This window comes from Pseudoalteromonas sp. SG44-8 (assembly GCF_014164125.1).
Taxonomy (GTDB): Bacteria; Pseudomonadota; Gammaproteobacteria; order Enterobacterales; family Alteromonadaceae; genus Pseudoalteromonas; species Pseudoalteromonas rhizosphaerae.
This window is the reverse complement of the sequence record NZ_JACJEQ010000014.1, coordinates 59,300-82,550: the sequence shown is the minus strand read 5'-3', so window position 1 is coordinate 82,550 and position 23,251 is coordinate 59,300. Positions and strand designations below refer to the sequence as shown.

Genomic DNA, 23,251 nt, shown 5'->3' with positions numbered 1-23,251 from the left:
TCTTTATTCCTTAATCTAAAAGTACCGCGCCTGCATGAAAAAATTAATTGTTGCTCGTGATCATCATGATGATTCACACCTGCCAAGCCATTTGCACCCTGTTATTAAACAAATTTATGCCAGCCGCCAAGTTAATCATGCCGATGAGCTAAATAATAGCGCAGCCACTTTACATGACTTCAAATTATTTAAAGACATAGATAAAGCCACCGCTTTACTTCAACATGCTCTGCGAGCGCAAAGTAAAGTGCTGATCGTGGGTGATTTTGATGCCGATGGCGCAACCAGCACCGCTACCTTAATGCAAGGCTTAGCGATGTTTGGTTTTGCTCATTTAGACTATTTAGTGCCAGACAGATTCAGCTTAGGCTATGGTTTAAGTCCCGCGTTGGCCGAGCAAATAGTCACTATGGCACCAGATCTAGTGATCACTGTTGATAATGGTATTTCCTGTATTGCTGGCATCGCAATTGTAAAAGCCGCGGGCATTAAAGTGCTGGTTACCGATCATCACTTGCAAGGCGAACAACTACCCAATGCTGACGCTATTGTTAACCCTAATCGCCATGATTGTGAGTTTCCATCAAAATCAATCGCAGGAGTCGGGGTTGCATTTTATTTATTGATTGCGCTTAGAAGTGCATTGCGTGATGTTGGTCATTTTGCGCAGCAACCACCGCCTAACTTAGCCGATCTGCTTGATATTGTAGCGCTAGGTACGGTTGCTGATGTGGTGGCACTGGATGCCAATAATCGCACCTTAGTTCACCAAGGTCTAGCGCGAATTCGTAGCGGCAAAACACGCCCAGGTATTACAGCGCTGATTGAGGTCGCTAATCGTAACGCAGCGCGTTTAAGCGCCAGTGATTTTGGTTTTTCGCTTGCACCACGCTTAAATGCCGCTGGGCGTTTAGATGATATGAGTTTAGGCATAGCTTGCTTACTTGCTACTGATATCAATCAAGCGCGACGCATAGCCGCTGAGCTGGATAGTTTAAACCATGAGCGTCGAGAGATAGAGCAGGGCATGCAACTTGAAGCACAAGCCGTGCTAGATAAGCTTGCTTTTAGCGATGAACAAACACCTGATGCTATCTGTTTATATCAAGAAGACTGGCATCAAGGTGTGATCGGTATTTTAGCGGGACGTTTAAAAGAGAAATACCACCGCCCAACAGTAATTTTTGCTGGTGGCGACAACGGTGAAATAAAGGGCTCTTGCCGCTCGATTGAAGGCTTGCACATGCGTGACTTGCTTGAGCGCTTAAATACCTTGCATCCACATTTGATCAGTAAATTTGGTGGTCATGCTATGGCGGCCGGTCTGAGCATTAATGAGCAGCACTTTAGTGAGTTTAAACGTGAGTTTGAGCAGGCGGTAAGTGGGCAGTTAAGTGAAGAGCATAAACGCTGTATTATCTTAACCGATGGCGAGCTTGCTGATGACTGCTTTAGCATGGAGTTTGCAAATGTACTCAAACAAGCAGGGCCATGGGGGCAGCAATTTCCAGAACCCGTGTTTGAACACACTTTTGAACTCGTACAGCAGCGCATTGTTGGTGAAAAGCACTTAAAGCTGGTATTAAAACACCGTTCAGGGCGTTTGGTTGATGCTATTGCCTTCGGTATTGATGTGCGCGAGTGGCCTGATACTGAAGCGCGCTTGGTGAAATTGGCCTATCAGCTCGATATCAATGAGTTTAGAGGTAAATTTTCATTACAGTTAATTGTCCGTGAGCTGCAAAAAGTAGCTTAAAAAATATCTATTATCGATGCATAAAGTACTAATAAAACGCACGGTTTTTTGTTAAAATCGGGCGTTTTATTATTTAAAGCGAAATTTAAATAATTATTAGCATAATTTTACCTGGCGATTAGCCGCGTAAACCAGCCATTTTGGAGTAATGTACATGTTTGAAGTGAATCCTGTGATTAATCAAATCAAGGAAATTCGCGAACGTACTGAACTGCTTCGGGGGTACCTTTGACTACGCTCTTAAACAAGAACGTTTAGAAGAAGTTAACGCCGAACTTGAAGATTCAGCCGTATGGAATGAGCCCGAGCGAGCACAAGCACTAGGTCGTGAAAAGTCAGCATTAGAAGCGGTTGTTGAAACTATCGATAATCTAGTAACTGGTACTGACGATGTTGAAGGGTTGCTTGAACTTGCAGTTGAAGCAGAAGATGAAGAGACCTTCAATGAAGCACAAAGCGAACTGACAGACCTAAACGAACAGCTTGAAGGTTTAGAATTTCGTCGCATGTTCTCTGGCGCACATGACGCAAATGATGCTTACCTTGATTTACAATCAGGCTCAGGCGGTACAGAAGCTCAAGACTGGTGTAACATGTTATTACGCATGTATTTACGCTGGGGTGAAGCCAAAGGCTTTAAAGTTGAACTGGTAGAGGCCACTGACGGTGATGTTGCCGGTATTAAAGGCGCAACCGTGCGCTTTGTTGGTGAATACGCGTATGGCTGGTTACGTACAGAAACTGGGGTTCATCGTTTAGTACGTAAAAGCCCATTTGATTCAAGTGGCCGTCGTCATACCTCGTTTGCTTCTGCATTTGTTTATCCAGAAGTTGACGATAATATTGAGATTGATATTAATCCGGCTGATTTACGTATCGACGTATACCGTGCATCAGGCGCGGGTGGTCAGCACGTAAATACCACAGAATCTGCGGTACGTATTACCCACGTACCGACAAATACGGTAGTGCAGTGTCAGAACGAACGCTCTCAACATAAAAATAAAGCACAAGCGATGAAGCAGTTAAAAGCGAAGTTATTTGAGCTTGAGCTACAGCAGCAAAATGCTGAAAAGCAAACCCAAGAAGATGCCAAATCTGACATCGGCTGGGGCAGTCAAATACGTTCATACGTACTTGATGATGCGCGCATTAAAGATTTACGTACCGGCGTTGAAAACCGTAATACCCAATCGGTACTTGACGGCAATTTAGATAAATTTATTGAAGCCAGCTTAAAATCTGGCCTATAACCACCAAGCTAAAAAAGAGCTAAAAAATGACTGATCAAATCCAAGACGAAAATAAGTTAATCGCTGAGCGTCGTGGCAAATTAGACGCTATTCGCGCCAATTGCCCTGCTAACGGTCATCCAAATCAATTCCGTCGTGAGCATTACACGGCAGACTTACAGGCCGAGTTTGGTGATAAGAGTAAAGAAGAATTAGTAGAGCTTAACCATGTTGTGTCTATCGCGGGTCGTATCCTAGCTAAACGCGGACCATTCTTTGTAATTCAAGACATGAAAGGTCGTGTGCAAGCGTATGCATCAAAAGATGTCCAAAAAGATCTGAAAGAAAAATACGGTCAATTAGACACTGGCGATATCATTGGTGTTAAAGGCGCGCTTAATAAATCAGGTAAAGGCGATTTATACGTAGAAATGACAGAGTATCAATTACTGACTAAGTCACTACGTCCACTTCCTGAAAAATTCCATGGCTTATCTGATCAAGAAACTAAATATCGCCAACGTTATGTTGATTTGATCACTAATGAAGCAACCCGTGAAACGTTCCGTATTCGTTCACAAGTAGTTGAAGGTATTCGTCGCTTCTTAGCAGATCGTGACTTTATGGAAGTTGAAACGCCAATGCTACAGGTTATCCCTGGTGGTGCATCTGCGCGTCCATTCGTGACTCATCACAATGCCCTTGATATCGATATGTACTTACGTATTGCACCAGAGCTTTACTTAAAACGTTTAGTGGTAGGTGGTTTTGACCGCGTATTTGAAATTAACCGTAACTTCCGTAACGAAGGGTTATCAACGCGTCACAACCCAGAATTCACTATGATCGAATTCTACCAAGCCTACGCTGATTACATCGACCTGATGAACATCACCGAAGACATGTTGCGTACTGTTGCAACTAACGTATTGGGCAGCCCAATCGTTGTTAATACGACTAAAAACGAGAACGGCGAAGTGGTTGACTCAGTAGAGTATGACTTTGGCCAACCGTTTACCCGTTTAAGTATGGCGGATGCGATTTTAAAATATAATCCTGAGTTTGATGCTGCAGTATTCAATGATCCAGAAAATCACTTTGACGAATTAAAAGCGTACGCAAAGCAAGTGCACGTTAAAATTCCTGAAAATTGTGTGTGGGGCCCAGGTAAGTTCTTATGTGAAATCTTTGAAGAAACAGCAGAGCACATGCTTATTCAACCGACTTTCATCACCGGTTACCCGTGGGAAGTATCACCACTTGCTCGTCGTAACGATGAAAACCCATTTGTTACTGACCGTTTTGAATTCTTTGTTGGTGGCCGTGAGCTTGCAAATGGTTTCTCTGAGCTTAATGATGCACAAGATCAAGCCGAGCGCTTTACTCGCCAAGTGGAAGAAAAAGACGCCGGCGATGATGAAGCAATGCACTACGACGAAGATTACATTCGCGCGCTAGAGTATGGCCTTCCGCCTACGGCAGGTGAGGGGATTGGTATCGACCGTTTAGTGATGCTATTTACTGACTCATCAACAATTAAAGATGTTATCTTGTTCCCGCATATGCGCCCACAAGCTGACTAATGCTATGTTAGATTAAGTTGATATTATAAACGCCGCTTTAATAGCGGCGTTTTTGTGTCTGTAGCGGGTCCCGCCAATGGAAATTATACTGGCAATAATAAAATTTTAATTTTAACGTATTGAATTATGTGAAAATAAAAATTAATTATATAAAATCATCAAAATGAACGAGCATTATTTCTAAGTTTAGCTAAACTATTGACTGAAAAAACAGCATAAAGCATGGTTTTTTAAACTCACGTCAATCTAAAGGACTTATATAAACGGATTTTATATGAAAGATAATAAACCTGATTCACCCTCTGAAGTACTCAGTATTGAATTACAAAGAGAAACCTATTATCGAGCATGTATTGCTGAATTTCAGCAATTAGGCTACCAAGATCAATATCTCGAACAATTAACTGACGAATTAGTGCCTGTTCTCGGTGTATCCGCTGATATTAAAACCTCTTAATTTGATTAACGATTAAACAAAGTTGACTCTTTTTTGGCTGTTATGGGTGTTCTCTAGCCATACAGTTACTTTAAACAAGAAAAGTGTTTGACATATTTTCTGAAATCTTTATTATACGCCCCACAAGACGGAGAGGTGGCCGAGTGGCCGAAGGCGCTCCCCTGCTAAGGGAGTATAGGGTTTGTAGCTCTATCGAGGGTTCGAATCCCTCCTTCTCCGCCATTTATTTTATAAATGGTTATCTTGTAAAGTAAAGAATGGGCGCATAGCTCAGCTGGATAGAGTACTCGGCTACGAACCGAGCGGTCGGAGGTTCGAATCCTCCTGCGCCCACCATCCTTTACTTATTAGTAAGAAACTCGAATTAGAGTATAAAAAAGTGGGCGCATAGCTCAGCTGGATAGAGTACTCGGCTACGAACCGAGCGGTCGGAGGTTCGAATCCTCCTGCGCCCACCACTTTTTATTTACTACTGAGAGCTATATTAGTTATTGCATACTAATATGTCAGAGAAGACATTAAAATCAAAATAGAATGTGGGCGCATAGCTCAGCTGGATAGAGTACTCGGCTACGAACCGAGCGGTCGGAGGTTCGAATCCTCCTGCGCCCACCACTTTCTATTAGTGTTAATTTATAAAGAGCCCGACACATGGTCGGTTTTTTTATTTTTAAAATTCGTAATAAGCTTTGTTATTAATTAGCTTAATGCGTCAGTCAAAGTAAGACTTTAAAATCAAAATAGAATGTGGGCGCATAGCTCAGCTGGATAGAGTACTCGGCTACGAACCGAGCGGTCGGAGGTTCGAATCCTCCTGCGCCCACCACTTTCTATTTAAAGGTAACCGACGAGAGTCGGTTTTTTTATGCCTGAAATTTGCCTCATACTTAAAAGTATAAACCACCAACCGATCGGTCAGAGGTTCACTCTTTGAAGATACGTCCTGCGCTCACCACTTTCTATTACTATTAAAGTTAATAGAAGATAACCGACGAGAGTCGGTTTTTTTATGCCTGAAATTTAATAGATCAAGTGTCAATGAGGTTTGCTTTGAGATATGACAATTGTATGAACTTTTTATGGAGGCCGTTTTTATAGGATAATTTCATTTATTATATGCCTGTTATTTTATCTCATTATGAGTTTTACGATGATCTCTAGAAGACAATTTATTATTAGTGCCGGTACACTCGCTTTTATGGGGCTTTCTCGTAGTACTTTTGGCAAAGTACCATTTCTTGACGTGAGTGAGCATTTAAGTGCCTATGGTCCGTTAGTGACTGATCCTAACAAGTTACTCGATTTACCAGCAGGGTTTAGCTATCAAGTTCTATCAAAACTGGGTGATAAAATGGATGATGGCTTTACAGTGCCAGATAAAGCCGATGGTATGGGCTGTATTGCCCTTGATGATGAGCGGGTTGCATTAGTCAGAAACCATGAATTAAAACCAACTGATTTAGCAAAAGCAGATGTTAGCTTACAAACGCATAAAACGTCATTTGCTTATGACACTACTGCGCAAGGTGTTGCTTTGCCAGGAGGCACAAGTCATATTATTTATAATTTAAAAACCGGTAAAAAAGAGCAAGAATATTTGTCACTCACTGGCACGATCCGCAATTGTGCAGGTGGTATTACCCCATGGGGTAGTTGGCTTACTTGCGAAGAGACTGTTCTGACTAAAGCGGATGGCTTTAATAAAGATCACGGCTATATTTTTGAGATACCAGCCAACGCTAAAGGACTAGTAAACCCTGAGCCTCTCAAGGCAATGGGGCGGTTTAACCACGAAGCAGCTGCTGTTGATCCAACAACCGGTATTGTTTATCTGACAGAAGATAAAGGCGATAGTTTATTTTATCGTTTTATTCCTAATGAATACGGTAAGTTGAGTAAAGGCGGTAAACTTCAAGCTATGATGATTAAAGCACAGCCACAGTTTGATACTCGTAATTGGGTTACAGGGGTCATGCCTTTACAACACAATATGGCCGTTGAATGGGTTGATTTGGCGCAACCTGAAAGTCCAAAAGACGATTTAAGAATACGCGGTCACAAACAAGGCGCTGCACTTTTCGCTCGTGGTGAAGGGATACATTGGGGTGAAAAAGAACTTTATTTTTGTTGCACTAATGGTGGTCAAAAGCAGCTTGGTCAAGTGATGAAGTATCAACCATCAGCATTTGAAGGAACAGATAAAGAGCATCTAGCTCCAGGACACGTTCAACTATTTGTAGAAAGCACAGATAAGTCGTTATTTAACTTTGGTGATAATCTCACTGTTGCACCTAACGGGCACTTGATCGTTTGTGAAGATCAGTATACCGACGTGGTTGATAACCATTTACGTGGCGTAACACCTAGTGGTGATGTATATAATTTTGCCCGCTTAACAGCGCAAACCGAGTTGGCGGGAGCTTGTTTTTCTGCTGATGGCAACACCTTATTTGTTAATGTGTATTCACCAACAAAAACATTAGCGATCACAGGACCATGGCAGAGTTTTAAAGGCTAACTGGTGATTATTTAATGCTTATATACAAGTGCACTATGGCTATTTAGTAGTGCTAAGTGAGTTAATTTAAAATGCAGCCTTGCTGATCCGCTTCATACCTTAAAGTATAAACCGGATCAGCAAAGTGTTTAGCTCAATTATTAGTAACAATAACCAAACTAAAATAACAGGCTGAAGTTTAGGCGCAGGGTACGCGGCTCAATCGGGTGGAAGTGATGATCTTCAACGCCTTCAATAGGTTCGCCAGCTAAGCGTGACGTGTAAAAGTAGTCAATATCGTGATCCGTACTATCAAATATATTTAATAGCTCAAGGCCCACTTTCCAATGCGTTTGTTGATAACTTACTAAACCATTTACGACTGTAAGCGGCTCTGAGCGTTTATCGCCATCACTACTGAGTATACGTTTGCCAATGTGGCGTACGCGCAGTGAAGACTGCCACTGCTGGGTAATATGCCAATTAATGCCAGTACTGGCAACCACAGGCACTGCGCCTTCAATTCGATCGTCATTTGAATCGATATCTAAGCGTGAATGTGTAAATGAGGCCTCGGCGTCTAAACTCAAGGCATCATTAAGCCAATAATACGCACTGAGCTCTAAACCGTAACGTTTTGATGCATCACTGGCTTCAGTGTTACCCGCATCACCCACAAATAATAATTCAGAATCTAAGCTTAGCCACCATAATGCCGCTGATAAATTAAACCGTTGTTGATCAAAGTAGCGTAAACCCAGCTCTGCGCCATTGCTTTGCACCAGTAAATCAACCTTATCAGCAGACTCAAGTGTCACAGGATCTTGTTTAATGGTCGCTCCACGCGCATCATTTGAATGATACGACTGCCCCCAGTTGGCATAACCGGCTAGGTTGTCATTAAACAGGTAATTTAAGCTGGCTTTAAAGCTAACCAAATCATCATCTGCACTGCCTGAATTAATACTGTTATTGCTATCAACATCTGCGTCAAAGTAATCATAACGCACGCCAAATGTTGCTTCGAGTGCTTGGCTTAAATTTACTTGTGATTGCCAATAGGCTGAGTAGCTGGCTTCGTCTACAGCATCTTCACGCACAGTACTTAAGCGTTGGCGCTGCTTGGTATTGTATAAACCAACTTGATCAATATCATCGCGGCGATATTCCACACCAGCTGTATGCTGGATTAGCATATCTGCAAGAGTATCAGCAAATTGATAACTCAGTGCGCCACCACTAATTGTCCGGCTATCGACTTGTTGGAACTGATCGCCATGAATAGGATCATTTAAAAAGTAAGAGAAGTTAGAAAACAAGTCCATGTCGTAGTTGATCACATAGGCATTGGCTTTAATGTGCTGGCCTTGCCAGTTTGCCGATAAACTATAGCGACTAGAGCTGCCGCCTACGGTCGTATCGAGTGAACCTAGCGCACTGATAATACCTTGGTCTACAGCCCGTTGTGGAATTTGATCTGCGGAATTCCAGCTGTTGTCATAAGCCATTGCCGTGACAGATAAATCGCCATCCCATGCTTTACCTACATAGCGTACTAGGGCATTTTTTTTATCTACATCTTCATTGATATCTTGCCAAGGGCCATCATAACCTTGCCACTCACTGGCAATAATTATTTTCCCGTTAGCAATTCCAATCGAGCCTAATGCCATCACGCGTTGGTAATTGTCTTTGCCAATTGTAAAGTCAAGTTGTTGATGTTTTGGATTATCAGCTAGATTAAATTCAGCACTGCCAGCGGTCGAAAAGTCACCTTGAGCGGCGCCATACGCACCTTTTTGATAATCTATAGTCGAAATTGTTTCAGGAATAATAAAGTTAAGGTCGGTGTAGCCTTGACCATGCCCATGGCTGCGCATATTAATTGGCATACCATCAATGCTGGTGGCAAAGTCAGTACCATGATCGAGATTAAAACCGCGAATAAAATATTGATTAGCTTTACCTGAGCCGCTGTGCTGTGTGACGGCCATACCTGGGATCAGTTCTAGCATTTCTGCGCTACGTAACATTGGACGGTTTTCTATTTCACCTTGGCCAATTACGCCACTTGATGCACTAATAGCCTCACCAATAAGTCCCGTGCGGTGTCCGTATATGGTAATTTCTTCAATGTTTGCAAGTACATTGGTAGAGCAAAACAAGCTACCAGATAGAATTAAAAAAGTGCGCATTATCATTTCCTTATAAATAGGTCGAAATGTTTATATTTAATACAATTACGTTTTACGATGTTAATCGGATGCAAATATTTGCTTGCTGTGGAAAATATGTTATTTTCAATAAAATATTCCAAAAATAAAAATCATAAGGAATTTAATTTTGATTGTAATGAAACTGAAAAAAGCGGGGCTGAATGTTTTCAGTGTGAGCTTAGTAACTGGGCTTTTTGGCTGTCAGAGTCAGCCACAGCAAGAGACTGTTGCATCGTTACAAGAGCAACATGAGACGTTCTATCAACAGGTGATGTTGGCTGCGCCTGTCTTACCGGCTGATTTAACAAATATTCCTATGCAGGCGCATTTAGTTGGTAATCGTGTTGCGCAATCGCACTATAAAACGGCGGCGCAGGTTAATTACAGTCAGTTAGGATGGCAGCAACGCGTGGCAGCAGATTGGCACTATTTTGATATTCCGACATCGCAGGGTAAGTTGTTAGTAATTGATTACCAACAGCAAGGTAACCACCTGGCGTATCGTTATTTAGCAAATGGTACCCAGAATGATTTATATGAGCCATGGAGTTCATCTAAAATTCAAGCTTTTAGCGGTGCAATTGCAAAAGTACGGCAAATAAACCCAGAGCTTGGTGCAGATGCGCTAATAGGTGATAGCAATGTTGCTGATTTGATCACTAGTATTAATAGCTACGAGCATTTTGGCAGCGCTGATGGAAACTCTAATGCAATAGCGAGCTACTTTATTAATGTTGCTGGGCGTGATTATTTAAGTAATTTATTTGCAGATAATTGGCTAAAGCTTAATGATTCTCGCATTATGTTTAAAGGTGCTTATGCTACAGAGATTTTTACTCCTAGCACGATTCGTTGGCAAAGTACTGATAGTGATGTTATTGCTAGCAATATCGCTTATTTTACTGTTAATACCGATGATCCTGCTTATTTAGACTACCGGTGTGATGGCTGTGGTTTAACTGGTAATAAAGCCATGACAACTTTGGCTCAAGCTGAGTGGTTAAAACGTTTAGCAAGCCACACTCGAGAGCCCTTAACTCAGCAGCCTTTACTACAAGCACAAGACATTGATGTGCTATTTAATGGCACCGGCAATACGGATAAAACCGCTAAAGTGGGGGGTATGATGCAAGGGCTCAGTCAAATGATCACTGACTCTTTAGCGCAAGCGCTTGCACCAGACGATACTCGCCCAGCAAAACAAATTTTAGACGAGTTAACGCAGGGGCAATGGCGAGTTTGGCAAAAAATAGGTTGGGGTCCAAGCGAAACACGCTCAACCACAGAAACTGTCATGTTGGCTCATGTTTACTTACCGTTTATTCAAGGTGGACGCGAATTTACCTTAGCGGCACAAAATAGTGTGCCAGGTGCAAGTGAAAAAAATTTAGCCGTGGTTGGCTTAAAAATGCAGGCTAATTTTACGCATGCATTTAAACAGCTACTGATACCGCAAAAGCAATAATAAGTAGCACACAGCACGACTTACCAAGCAAATTGATAATAGGGAACCCACGAATGCGACATACATTTATCGCCCTGAGTATTTCATTAGCAAGTATTATTACCATGGCACCCGTCATTGCGGCGGATAACACGTGGCAATCAGATGTCATCGGGGTCACTCAATCTCAATTAACCCCGCAGCACTGGTTAAGCCAGGTGACAGATAAAACTCTGATGAGTGCAGCGCAAATCGCGGCATTTAATAAACAATTGATTGCTGACAATGAACATATTGTCGATCCACTCGATTTTGCCTCTCAGCTAACTCGTGAGCAGTTAAAGGCATATATACTCAGTATTAGTGCGGTACCAAAAAGCCCGCGTTTTTACCCTAATGGCGTGGCATTAAGTAATAAGCATTTTGCAAAATATCTAGCCAATTTGAATTTAGACGCTGTGACAGATAATAATCAAGTTAGTTATGCCATGGTGGTAAAGCGCTCAGTCCTGCGTACTTTTCCAACGTCGGACCGAGTATTAAATAGTGGCTTAGATAATGACTTAGATCGTTTTCAAGAAAGCGGATTGTTCCCCGGTGATACAGTGGCTATTTTGCATGAAAGTGCCGATAAGAAATGGTTACTTGTGCGCGCTTATAACTATCTAGCATGGGCGCCCAAAGCTGATATTGCGATATCGAATAAAAGCACACTTCGTGAATTTAAAAATAACAATGACTTTTTATTGATAACTGGCGCAAAAGTAAATACCGCTTACGTGCCTAATGATACCACTACATCGCAAGTGCAATTGGATATGGGCGTTCGTCTGCCTTTAATGCCGGCAGATAAAACCCCTCATTTATTAAATGGCCAAAACACCTACGCTAATTATGTTGTGCAACTGCCAACCCGCGGGGAACAAGGTCAGTTAGTTATTAAGCCTGCCTTGATCAGTCGCAGCAGTGATGTGCATTTAGGGTATTTACCTTACACCCAACAGCATTTAATAAAACAAGGGTTTAAATTTTTAGGCGAACGCTACGGTTGGGGACACGACTATAATGGCCGTGACTGCACTGGTTTTGTTGGCGAAATATATAAATCATTTGGTCTATTAATGCCGCGTAATTCAGGTCAGCAGGGGAAGGGAGAGTATGGAACAAATCACCGTTTTGATAAAACCAGCAATGAAAGCGATAAATTAGCGGTAGTTAATAACATGCAAGTGGGCGATTTAATTTATATACCAGGCCATGTAATGATGTACTTAGGTGAACAAGACGGTCAACCGTATGTGATCCATGATGTTAAAGGGTTGGGTTATAACAAGGCTGATGGTAGTTTTTATTCAAGTTCACTTAATGGGGTATCGGTAACGCCTTTATTGCCACTGCGTTTATCGCAAACTCAGAGCTATTTAGACCGTACTTATAATATTAAGCGTATTCGCTAGGAGTTAAAAATGAAGATTACGGCGATACGTTTTGCCAAACTTAAAGTGCCATTAGTTACGCCGTTCAAAACAGCGCTGCGTGAAGTGAGCTATATTGAAGACTTAGTGGTGTTAATTGAAACCGATAAAGGCGAAATTGGCTATGGTGCTGCGGCATCTACGCCAGTAATAACCGGCGATACTCACCAAAGTATCCTTAGCGTTATTAAACAATTTATAGCGCCAAAACTAATTGGTATGGAAATCGAAAACCTCAATCAAATTTGCCAAGTGATCCAATCAAGTGTGGTGGCAAATTACAGCGCTAAAGCCGCACTCGAGCTGGCTGTTTATGACTTGTGGGGTAAATTATATCAAGCGCCGCTGTATAAATTGCTCGGCGGTGGTAGTCAAACATTACGAACTGATATCACTATTAGCGTTGATAATATTGATAAAATGCTCAGTGATTGTGCTGTGGCTGTAGCGCAAGGTTTTGATATTTTAAAAGTAAAAATTGGCAATGATTTACAGCAAGATATCGAACGAGTGAAGGCGATTTATCAAGGTTTTGGCCAGCAAACGCAAATTCGTTTGGATGTAAATCAGGGCTGGAATGCTAAACAAACGGTGTTTGCTTTACAGCAATTAGAAAGCCACAATGTTGAATTAGAACTTGTTGAACAGCCAGTGAAAAGTGATGATTTTAAAGGTTTAAAGTATATTACTGAGCGGGTAAATACGCCGATCATGGCTGACGAAAGTGCCTTTTCGCCCAAGCAAGTAATTCAATTATTAGAGCAAAATGCTGTTGATATTATCAATATCAAAGTCATGAAAACGGGTGGCTTAAGCCGTGCTATTGAAATTGCCAATATTACTGCACAGTATCAAGCTGATTGTATGATCGGTTGCATGTTAGAAGGCAGTATTGCCGTTGCAGGTGCGGCGCATTTAGCGTCTGCAAAAGCCCAGCAGATCAGTAAAATAGACTTAGACGGTCCAGCGCTTGGCCAATATGATCCGGTGCAAGGCGGTGTGGAATTTAATGGCCCAGCGATCACGTTAAGTGATGGTCCTGGCTTGGGGATTAAAAGTATCGACACATTACAACCGATAAACGATGGAATTTCGCCGTTATGAAAAAAATAATAATAACATTAATCACCACAGCAGCCCTCAGCGGCTGTGCAAATAGTGCAAGTACATCAGCAGCTGCAAGTGCTGCAGTTATCCCACAGCAAAGCCAACAGTTAGTGGTGGTGGTTGCAGATGATTGGCAAGCCATTGCCGCACAATTGTATCGATTTGAGCGTGTTGCAGGACAATGGCAACAACAAGGCCAAGGTCACAGTGTGGTACTTGGGCGCACCGGTCTTGCGTGGGGTATTGGTTTACACCCAGCTCAAGCGGGCGAACAAAAACAAGAAGGCGATGGTAAAGCTCCCGCTGGTATTTTTGAACTCGGCACCGCGTTTGGTTATTTAGATTCATTAAAAACCAATATGACCTACCAAGGCATGACTGCTGACGACTATTGTGTTGATGTCAAAGGTTCGCCATTTTATAACCAGCTAGTTAATAAGTCAGTGGTAGGAGAGGCTGCTGTCAAAGACTCGTCAGAGTGGATGCGCCGTGATATTTACAGCCAAGATAACCTTTACAAAAAAGGCTTAGTGGTTAAGCACAATAGTCAAAATGTTGATGGTGCAGGCAGTTGTATCTTTATGCATTTATGGCGCGCAGAAAATAAACCAACTGCCGGTTGTACTGCAATGACTGAGCAGAATATGGATACCTTGTTAGCTTGGTTAGATGAACAGAAAAAACCATTGTTAGTGAGCTTACCTAGCGAACAATATCAACAAAAAAAATTGCTTTGGAAGTTACCAGCGATTAAATAATACGTGTACAGCCACGCGATCGCGTGGCTTTACAAAGTAAATAATAAAATTGTTTTCTTTTTATTAATTTAATGGAATAATATATTCCATTGATTGGTTTGAAATTGGGATAATAAATGAGTGCACAATACACCTTGCTAGATTGGCTCGTATTCGCAAGCTACGGAGCAATTTTATTACTCAGTGGTTGGTGGTTTAACCGTAAGCGCGCCAACTCAAGTAAAGACTTCTTTTTAGGCGGTAATAGTATGCCGACCTGGATGGTGGCTATTTCGGTATTAGCTACTTCACAGTCTGCTGCCACTTTTATTGGTGGGCCTGATCAGGGTTATCAAGGTGATTTATCGTATTTAGCGACGAACATTGGCGCATTCATAGCTGCATTTATTGTTTCTATTTTTCTGATCCCTAAGTTTTATCAACAAAAAGTGTACACCGTTTATGAACTGCTTGAAAAGCGCATAGGGCCAAAAGCTAAACGCCGCAGCGGCTTAATGTATTTATTTGGCCGAGTGTTTGCCAGTGGCGCACGTCTATATATGGCCGCGATTGCAGTAGCGATGATTTTATACGGTAATATAGCCGCAGAAAGTGTGATTATAGCGACTTTGCTATTAGCACTTGTGGGTTTGTTGTATACCGTATTTGGTGGTATTCGCAGTGTAATTTATTCTGATGTGCTGCAAAGTGTCGTATATGTCAGTGCTGCGATTGCCGTTATCTGGTGTTTGTTGGTACTGATCCCCGCTGATTTTTCAACTATTTTAGCAACCTTAAATGAGCCAACCCCCGATGCTGATTCAAAGCTGGCAATTTTCAAATTTGATTTAGATTTTGGCCCAAGTGGAGTGTTCAATATGGCGTCGGTATTAACCGGCTTTGTGTTACTTAACATTGCCGCCTTTGGTCTTGATCAAGATATGACACAGCGTCTACTGACGTGTAAGAGTGACAAAGAAGGCAGTAAAGCATTACTACTTTCTATCGTGATGGTTATTCCCGTGATGTTGGTATTTATCTTTATTGGTTTATTACTTTATATCGTTTATCAGCAGCCAGCATTAATGAACAGTGACGGTGCGCAAGTCGTACAAGAATTTAATGGTGAAAAAATCACTATTTTTATGTACTACGTACTTAATGAGGCCCCTGCTGGTGTTAAAGGTTTAGTTAGCGTCGGTATCATTGCCGCGGCAATTTCAACATTAAACTCCGGTTTAAGTTCGATGTCGTCGGTCATTGTACAAGATTTATATCGACCTTATTTAGCAGCTAAAAATAAGCAAGTTGCCGATAACCATTTTGTTAAAGCTGGGCGTATTGGCATGGCGGTTGTGAGCCTATCATTAGCATTAATGGCCATAGTTTGTTATTTCTGGCAGCAATACAGTGATATGCCGCTTCTTAAGTTTGCGCTGAGTGTCATGGTGTTTTCGTACAGTGGTTTACTGGGCGTGTATTTTACAACACTATTTACTAAACGTGGCAGTGAAGGCTCAGTATTGGCGGCGTTAATTGTCGGCTTTATGATCACTTTATTCATGCAACCATACATCATTGATTGGTTATTGCCGGCAGCAGATCGCTTCTATTTAGGCTTTACTTGGCAGTTATGTATTGGTACTGCGTTGTCGACTTTAGTGTGTTGTTTAGGTAAACCTCAACTTGCCCAGCGCGGCCAGTCAGCTGTAGGAGCCCAATAGGCATGAACATTGACTATATACTGGCTATTGATGGCGGGGGCACCAAAACGCTGGCGAAATTAGTGAATTTACATAGCGCTGAAGAATTTACTGCGCAGGCTGGTGCAGCCTCAGTTTATAACGATTTTAATACGGCGCTTACTAGTTTACAGCAAGTGATCACTAGCGTATGTGCACAAAGTGGCGCTAAGCATAGCCAAATTTTGGCGGTAATGGGACTTGCGGGCGGCTCGTCTAAAGTGTTGGCTGAGCGAGTAACTGCAAGCTTACAGCTAGACTGTGATATTAAATTTGCGCAATTGAGTATTGTAAGTGATGCAATCACCTCATTATATGGTGCAAATCTAGGTCAACCAGTTGCAATGTTAGCGTTAGGAACGGGCGCTGTAGCAGCAAGATTATCCGCTGATGGAGAAACAAAATTAATTGGCGGCTGGGGTTTTTCGGTTGATGATTTTGGCGGTGGTGCGCGCTTAGGGTTAAGTGCTGTGCAATGCTTGTTAGATGAAATAGACCGCTTTGAGCAACCTAAAAGCCTGCTAACGCAACAGCTGAGTGAACAAGTTGGCCGTGAGCGAGAACAAATATCAAGTTGGCTAATGAAGGCCAAAGCGTTAGATTATGCGCGTTTTAGTCCTTTAATCTTTAGTTTAAAAACACAGTGTATAATAGCCGATACGGTGCTTAGTGAGCATGTTCGACAAGTCGAGAGATTGATTGAAAAATGTCGTGGTCAGAGCCAGTTACCAGTCATAATTATTGGCGGTTTAGCGGACGTAACCATTGCATTATTAAATGAAAATACACAACTGAATTTATCTCCCCGTCAAGGGGATTCGTTAGCCGGTGCGGTGATTTTAGCCAGCGACCGCATTAAACAAATTGAATACACAAGGATTACACAATGAGCCCTGAGTCTAATTTTAATCAGCAGCGTGCACTTTTAGAAGAGCTGAACGGGATTGTGTCAGAAGGACAAAACTTAGATACGTTGGATATAGATTTACTCGATAGTCGCGAAATTTTAACCAAAATAAATTTGGAAGATCAAAAAGTTGCCGCTGCTGTAAAGTTAGTGATCCCAGAGATAGCCAAAGCGGTCGATCATATTGTAACGGCATTTAAGCAAGGCGGTCGTTTAATTTATATTGGTGCCGGCACCAGTGGTCGCTTAGGTATTTTAGATGCTGTGGAATGCGCGCCAACTTACAGTGTCAGCGATCAACAAGTAATGGGAATAATTGCGGGTGGCGAAACGGCTTTTAAAAAAGCAGTTGAAGGTGCCGAAGATAGCTTAAAATTAGGCGTAGAAGATCTTAAAGCCGTTAATCTACAGGCTAAAGATGTCGTGGTAGGGATTGCCGCTAGTGGCCGTACACCTTATGTGCGAGCAGCCATTGAGTATGCAAAATCAATAGGATGTATCACCGTTGGAGTAACCTGTAATCCTAACTCCGCGGTAATGAAACTACCTGATATTGGCATTTGCCCGGTAGTTGGCGCTGAAGCGGTAACTGGTTCAACACGTATGAAATCGGGTACTGCACAAAAGTTAGTATTAAATATGCTCAGCACAGCCAGTATGATCCGCACCGGTAAAGTCTATAAAAACTTGATGGTTGATGTGAATGCCAGCAATGAAAAGCTGCATGCTCGTGCGATCCGCATCGTAATGCAAGCAACCGATTGCACTCATCAGCAAGGAGTCGATGCGCTTGCCCAAGCAAAACAAAGTGCTAAATTGGCTATTTTAATCATCTTAACAGGCAAAGATGCCGCCCAAGCTGAGCAAATGTTAACCCAAGCGGATGGTTTTTTACGAAAAGCGGTGGAACTATAAATGTTAATTAGATTATTGGTTATATTACAATGCCTAATTTTGAGCGCATGCGCCCACAACAGCACTGACGATGCAATCTTAACTGATACACCGCAAGTAAATTTAAGTGTTGGCGCTTTACAATATCAGCAGTACCTACCACAACTTGAGGGCAAACGAGTTGGCTTAGTCGTTAATCAAACTTCACAAGTTAATGACACCCATATAGTCGACTTACTGCGTGATAAAGGCGTGAATGTTACTAAAATATTTGCCCCTGAACATGGTTTTCGTGGCGACCACGATGCCGGCGCGCATGTAAAAAGTACGGTGGATACAAAGACCGGTATTGATGTGGTGTCTATTTACGGCAGTAATAAAAAGCCAGATACCACTGTATTAAGCGAATTAGACGTGATTATTTTTGATATTCAAGATGTTGGTGTGCGTTTTTACACTTATATCAGCTCAATGCATTACATGATGGAAGCTGCTGCTGAGAATAACATTGATTTTATTGTACTTGATAGGCCAAACCCGAATATTGCTTATGTTGATGGGCCAGTTTTAGATTTAAAATTTCAGTCTTTCGTTGGCATGCATGAAATTCCTGTATTACATGGTATGACAGTGGGTGAGCTGGCAAAAATGATCAAAGGTGAAGGGTGGATAAATAAAGCTTCGTCACTAAACTTGACGGTTGTTCCTGTGGCGCATTATCGCCGCGATATGACGTATAGTTTACCTGTTCAGCCAAGCCCTAATTTACCAAATGATCAGTCAATTGCGTTGTATCCATCATTATGCTTTTTTGAAGCAACACCAATTACAATTGGCCGTGGTACAGACTTTCCATTTCAAGTGATAGGTTATTCACCGATTGCGTTAGGGGAGTTTAGTTTTACTCCGCGCGCTATTGAGGGAGCATCAATGAACCCTAAATTTAAAGGGATAGAGGTGCAAGGTCTTGATTTACGCGACAGTACAATCAAAGGACTAGATTTAAGTTTATTTATTACAGCCTACAAAACTTTTACGCAAAACGAGCAAACGTTCTTTGAACGTGCTGGCTTTATGGATAAACTTGCAGGCACTGATAAGCTGCGCTTAGCTATCGAAGCCGGCCAAACAGAGCAGCAAATCAAACAAAGCTGGCAACAAGATCTAGCTCGCTTTAAACAGCAACGCGCAGCATATTTGTTATATCAATAAGACTATTTTCATTTATAAACCTTTAAAACGCAGCTTAGGCTGCGTTTTTTTATTGCGCTTAGAAAAGTTCAACTGTATGTTCTATAAATAAAATTTAAAGGAATAATAATGAAAAAAGACATTTGGTATAAAAAGCCGGAAATGATAGTTGCTTTTTCAGCGTTATTGATAAGCGTTGTTACAACAATAATAGGTATTTACTCAACGATGATTGATCGCTCTTATGCAAGGGCTTCGGTTTGGCCGAGAGTTGAGTTGTATAGGAGTTTTTCACCTAAGGATGAGCTATTTAGTTACGGTATAATGAATAACGGCACAGGTCCGGCAATTATTAAATATGTCAAAGTAATCTATAATGAGAAGCCCATTAAGAAATGGTCTGATTTTATAGCTGCAACGAACTTAGTTCAATCACATATCGGTACACGTATTCTACCAAGTCAAGCGAATTTTAGTGCGGTTTCCATAAAAGATAAGGCTTATTTAACAGAAATTCTTAAAATGGATGAACAGATTGCAATCGAGCTGTGCTATTGCTCTATTTATGACGAATGTTGGCTGGTTGATAGAAGTAATCAACCAATAGAAATAGCACAATGTGAAATTAGCGACGAACAGCGATTTATGCAGTAATACACGTATTTTGGCAATAAAAAAGGCCACAATTGTGGCCTTACCATGGATGGGGAAATAAGCGCCCATTGAGCGCTTACTTTAATCCATAAGATTAAAACTTAAAGTTAAACGATAGCTGTAATCTTCGAGAGTCATAGTAATTACGAGCTTCACCAAATGTTTCAGAAGTTACATATGGGTTATTATTGTAACCTGTTTGGCGGTTAAATACGTTGAATAAATCCGCGCGGAACTGCATGTCAAAGTCACCAGCAACTTTAAAGTCTTGCGTATAGTTTAAGTCTAGTTGCCAATGACTAGCACTTCGGCGGCTACCTGCAGGCTCGCTATAACGGCTAGTACCACTTGAATAACCATAGATAGACCCATCCCAAGCTTCCCATGGTTTACCTGATTGAAATACGAAATAGGCACCAACATTTGCTTGCCAAGGAACCGTATAGTAACCGTATACTTTTAACAGGTGAGGTTTATCACCTGAGAGTGTGCCATAACGATAATCCCACGGATAACGACCGCGACCATCACCATAGTTTGATGACCCGACAAAGGTATTCGCATCATTGGTTGCTGTAGTGTTATCTTGGTCAAAGTTACCATAGTAGTGACTCCACACATATGAAGCGTTTACATAGCTATTCTCACCCAAGTATTCGGCTTCAATACTCGCTTCCCAGTATTTTGTTTCGCCGCCATCAACCTCTGCAATTACATAAGATGAACCACCAATTTCGTCACGAATATCAGCTAAGTTAGCTACATATAAGCCTTTATCTGCAATGTGTTGTGGTACACCTTCAGCATCAACGCCAGAGTAATCAGTCAGGCGTGCATCATTGGGCATATCTTCCCAAAAATGATTACCTTTACGGTGGCGAACATGAGCACGTAGCACTAAATCACTGCCAACATACTTAGTAGTACCTAAAGTAAATTCTGTGATTCGACGAGGCGTTAAATTATCATCAAATACTTTACCCGATGAGCCTTGACGTGGTTCTGCGTAAAATGCGTTACCAGCTTCGTCAAATTCCACTTCAATTTCTGCACGGGTATTACGATCCCACGATGCCGCACGTGCCAGTGAGCTAGCTTCAGGGTTATAGATTGAAAAGTTTGCAAATACAGAATCTTCTTCAGCATAGTTCCACGTAGCCCCTAAACGAGGTTGGATCATATCTGACCAATCCGTTTGGTGCATTTCGTATTTATTTCCCGGCGCTAATTCATATCCAGAGATAGTGCCTGATTTTTCACGTAAACCTTGACCATATAGGGTATCTTGGCTTATTAATACACCTACGTTATAGGTCCAATTGCCATATTCAATGCTATCGTTGATTTCGAAGTTAATGGTTTTAGTTTCAGATATAATGGTTGATACAGCCTCTGAACTATCGCCAACTAAACTCATTTGCTGCACGTAGGCGCGATAGTAAACTGGTGCAGTACTGCCTTCAGCCAAGCTTTCATCTAGACCGCCAACATATGAAATGCTTCCCCAACCATTCGAAAAGCGTGAAAGTTCTTCTTTCCCTTTTTTCCACTCAGCACCAATATGTAATGTGTGATAACTATCACCCCAATCAAACTCGTGATCTAAGTTGATCTCCAATGAATCACGGAAGAAATCTTGGTTATCATATTGATTAAATGCACCAATACCACCACCACCTTTGATTTGGCCATCTTCAGTATAACCATATTGGTTTATAAGCGAATTTGCGCCAGCGTTGTACGCAGCAATTTGCGCTGGCGTGTAGTTTGCATCGTCCTCTAACATGCTAGGTACTGAGAAGTAACCCATTTGATCTAAATTACTAAGATCTAACTGGCCGGACAATGAAGGTATAACGCTTAGCTCTGTATCAGGTTTTGAACCACTTTCATTTTCAAATTTACTATATTGGAATGACAGTGTGGTTGCTGAGCCTAAAATCCATGAACCATCTAATGTGAAAATATCATAATTTGTTTGTGCGCCAACAGATACGCTATCTGTTTCATAAGCGCCGATTGAGCCACCTTCGAGAGTTTCTTCTGATGAGCGCTGTGAAATATTTAGTAGAATATCATCGGTCGGAGCCCAGGTTAATTTACCAAAAAATTCGTCACGGATACTTTCATAATCTTTTGCAGGACCATAGGCAGTATCTTTATTTTCTCGCGTTACTTCGGGGCGATAATATGAAGTATAAAAATACAATGTATCTTCAATCAGTGGGCCACTTAAACTTGCAGTTAACCAACTCTTATCAAGTTCATAGTTTTCAGATCCGGTTGGTGTAGCGACAAAGGTTTTTGGTTGTACTTTGTACTCAACATTACCGTGGAAATCTTCAGTACCAGATTTTGATACGGTATTAATTGAAAATCCACCAGAACGATTAAAGCCAACCGCTTTTGCACCACCTCTGTCCATGGTAACAAATTCAACGTCATGAGTTGATGGTGCTGAAGCTAAGTTACCAAACATAGGTAAAGAAACATCTACACCATCAAAACCATATGAGTTATCAACACCTGATCCACCGGCTGATGGACCTAGTGTTGAGTTTTGTGAAAGCTCAATACCAGGAACGAGTTTAAGTAAGTCGCGGTAATCTTGGCCAACAGGTACACCTTCAATTGCTTTTTTACCTAATGAGTTACTCAGTGATGAGTTACCTTGGCGAAATAGTTTACTGCCTGTCACAGTAATTACTTCAACATTATCTTTTTTACCGCCAAGTACAACATTTGCATTTGAAGTTTGTTCTAGCAGTACATCTACAAGCATCGTTTGTGTAACGCCGTTACTGTCTTCAAAAGTCAGCTCGTAAGTGCCAGGCTTTAGCTGCGGTAAATCATATGAGCCGTCTTCTTTAGTTGTTACGGTACGTGCTTTTGGCATGACGTTACTACGAGCTGTGACAGTGATACCCGCTAGCGATTGGTTTGTTTGATCTGTAATCACTTTACCTTTGATACTACCGTTTAAATTCGCGAATGCAGGAGCGCTTGCTAGCGAGGCAGCTATTATAGCGGTGGTTATTGCAGTTTTTGGCACTCGCAGAGCGCGATGTGTGGCCTGCGCTAACGAGCTTATAGTGAAGGTTGGTACCTGTTTTTTCATTGTTTTTCCCGTCCTTATTATAATTAACTTATAGCTCTGAACTTTGTTGATTCCCCAAACAGAGTTATAAACTTTGATCTATTGTTGCTATTCCATTAAACATGCGTTGCCATTAATGGTCAAGAATAAAATCTTCCTTATTTGTGTTGCATCTATAAATAAAATATATAAAAACTGGTTTCGTTATATTTTTTGTCAATATAAGCGTAAGGCTGGGGGAGTGTTTTCGCGATTTTTAGCG

Annotated in this window: 16 protein-coding genes and 5 tRNA genes; 19 read left to right on the top strand and 2 right to left on the bottom strand. The window is 41.6% G+C overall.

The window, feature by feature from the left end:
- Positions 1 to 34 precede the first annotated feature (34 nt).
- From recJ to H5163_RS12580, 10 genes are all read left to right on the top strand, one after another.
- Complete coding sequence (gene recJ, locus H5163_RS12625) at positions 35 to 1,756, top strand: single-stranded-DNA-specific exonuclease RecJ (RefSeq protein ID WP_145240836.1); 1,722 nt, start codon at positions 35 to 37, stop codon at positions 1,754 to 1,756.
- Positions 1,757 to 1,910: 154 nt separating this feature from the next.
- A protein-coding gene (gene prfB / locus H5163_RS12620) for a peptide chain release factor 2 (protein WP_145240838.1) occupies positions 1,911 to 3,009 on the top strand; the annotation gives its coding sequence in 2 pieces (ribosomal slippage) (positions 1,911 to 1,985 and positions 1,987 to 3,009; 1,098 coding nt in all).
- A gap of 26 nt (positions 3,010 to 3,035) precedes the next feature.
- Positions 3,036 to 4,571, top strand: a complete 1,536-nt coding sequence (gene lysS / locus H5163_RS12615) for a lysine--tRNA ligase (protein WP_182718004.1) — start codon at positions 3,036 to 3,038, stop codon at positions 4,569 to 4,571.
- Positions 4,572 to 4,845: 274 nt separating this feature from the next.
- The gene (locus H5163_RS12610) at positions 4,846 to 5,028 is read left to right on the top strand and encodes a hypothetical protein (protein WP_145240843.1); all 183 of its coding nucleotides are present in this window, start codon (positions 4,846 to 4,848) and stop codon (positions 5,026 to 5,028) included.
- Positions 5,029 to 5,157: 129 nt separating this feature from the next.
- Positions 5,158 to 5,250: transfer RNA gene (locus H5163_RS12605), tRNA-Ser, on the top strand.
- Between the two features lie 37 nt (positions 5,251 to 5,287).
- Positions 5,288 to 5,364 (top strand) — tRNA-Arg (locus H5163_RS12600).
- Positions 5,365 to 5,409: 45 nt separating this feature from the next.
- A tRNA-Arg gene (locus H5163_RS12595) sits at positions 5,410 to 5,486 on the top strand.
- 80 nt (positions 5,487 to 5,566) lie between these two features.
- A tRNA-Arg gene (locus H5163_RS12590) sits at positions 5,567 to 5,643 on the top strand.
- Positions 5,644 to 5,777: 134 nt separating this feature from the next.
- Positions 5,778 to 5,854 (top strand) — tRNA-Arg (locus H5163_RS12585).
- Positions 5,855 to 6,178: 324 nt separating this feature from the next.
- Complete coding sequence (locus tag H5163_RS12580; RefSeq protein ID WP_182735270.1) at positions 6,179 to 7,546, top strand: alkaline phosphatase PhoX; 1,368 nt, start codon at positions 6,179 to 6,181, stop codon at positions 7,544 to 7,546.
- Positions 7,547 to 7,704: 158 nt separating this feature from the next.
- Here H5163_RS12580 and H5163_RS12575 read toward each other — a convergent pair whose 3' ends face one another.
- Positions 7,705 to 9,720, bottom strand: a complete 2,016-nt coding sequence (locus H5163_RS12575) for a TonB-dependent receptor (RefSeq protein WP_182735269.1) — start codon at positions 9,718 to 9,720, stop codon at positions 7,705 to 7,707.
- A gap of 148 nt (positions 9,721 to 9,868) precedes the next feature.
- Here H5163_RS12575 and H5163_RS12570 point away from each other — a divergent pair, with 148 nt between their 5' ends.
- The 9 genes from H5163_RS12570 (at position 9,869) to H5163_RS12530 (ending at position 19,892) form a co-directional block, all read left to right on the top strand.
- A complete protein-coding gene (locus tag H5163_RS12570) occupies positions 9,869 to 11,206 on the top strand; it encodes a hypothetical protein (protein WP_182735268.1) in 1,338 nt (445 codons plus the stop codon).
- Positions 11,207 to 11,259: 53 nt separating this feature from the next.
- Complete coding sequence (locus H5163_RS12565; RefSeq protein WP_182735267.1) at positions 11,260 to 12,642, top strand: NlpC/P60 family protein; 1,383 nt, start codon at positions 11,260 to 11,262, stop codon at positions 12,640 to 12,642.
- Between the two features lie 9 nt (positions 12,643 to 12,651).
- On the top strand, positions 12,652 to 13,764 hold the full coding sequence (locus H5163_RS12560) for a mandelate racemase/muconate lactonizing enzyme family protein (protein ID WP_182735266.1): 1,113 nt from the start codon (positions 12,652 to 12,654) through the stop codon (positions 13,762 to 13,764).
- Positions 13,761 to 14,525, top strand: a complete 765-nt coding sequence (locus tag H5163_RS12555; protein ID WP_182735265.1) for a L,D-transpeptidase — start codon at positions 13,761 to 13,763, stop codon at positions 14,523 to 14,525. The genes H5163_RS12560 and H5163_RS12555 overlap by 4 nt, the downstream gene beginning before the upstream one ends.
- Positions 14,526 to 14,641: 116 nt before the next feature.
- Positions 14,642 to 16,228, top strand: a complete 1,587-nt coding sequence (locus H5163_RS12550) for a sodium:solute symporter (RefSeq protein ID WP_182735264.1) — start codon at positions 14,642 to 14,644, stop codon at positions 16,226 to 16,228.
- A gap of 2 nt (positions 16,229 to 16,230) precedes the next feature.
- The gene (locus H5163_RS12545) at positions 16,231 to 17,136 is read left to right on the top strand and encodes a BadF/BadG/BcrA/BcrD ATPase family protein (protein WP_145240859.1); all 906 of its coding nucleotides are present in this window, start codon (positions 16,231 to 16,233) and stop codon (positions 17,134 to 17,136) included.
- Positions 17,133 to 18,068 (top strand): N-acetylmuramic acid 6-phosphate etherase, encoded by a 936-nt coding sequence (gene murQ / locus H5163_RS12540; protein WP_145240861.1) that lies wholly within the window; start codon positions 17,133 to 17,135, stop codon positions 18,066 to 18,068. The genes H5163_RS12545 and murQ overlap by 4 nt, the downstream gene beginning before the upstream one ends.
- The gene (locus H5163_RS12535) at positions 18,069 to 19,259 is read left to right on the top strand and encodes an exo-beta-N-acetylmuramidase NamZ domain-containing protein (protein ID WP_182735263.1); all 1,191 of its coding nucleotides are present in this window, start codon (positions 18,069 to 18,071) and stop codon (positions 19,257 to 19,259) included. It abuts the gene before it with no gap.
- Positions 19,260 to 19,367: 108 nt separating this feature from the next.
- Positions 19,368 to 19,892: a hypothetical protein gene (locus H5163_RS12530; protein ID WP_182735262.1), complete on the top strand. Its 525-nt coding sequence runs from the start codon at positions 19,368 to 19,370 to the stop codon at positions 19,890 to 19,892.
- A 94-nt stretch (positions 19,893 to 19,986) separates the two neighbouring features.
- Here H5163_RS12530 and H5163_RS12525 read toward each other — a convergent pair whose 3' ends face one another.
- Positions 19,987 to 23,010: a carboxypeptidase regulatory-like domain-containing protein gene (locus tag H5163_RS12525; protein ID WP_182735261.1), complete on the bottom strand. Its 3,024-nt coding sequence runs from the start codon at positions 23,008 to 23,010 to the stop codon at positions 19,987 to 19,989.
- Positions 23,011 to 23,251 lie beyond the last annotated feature (241 nt).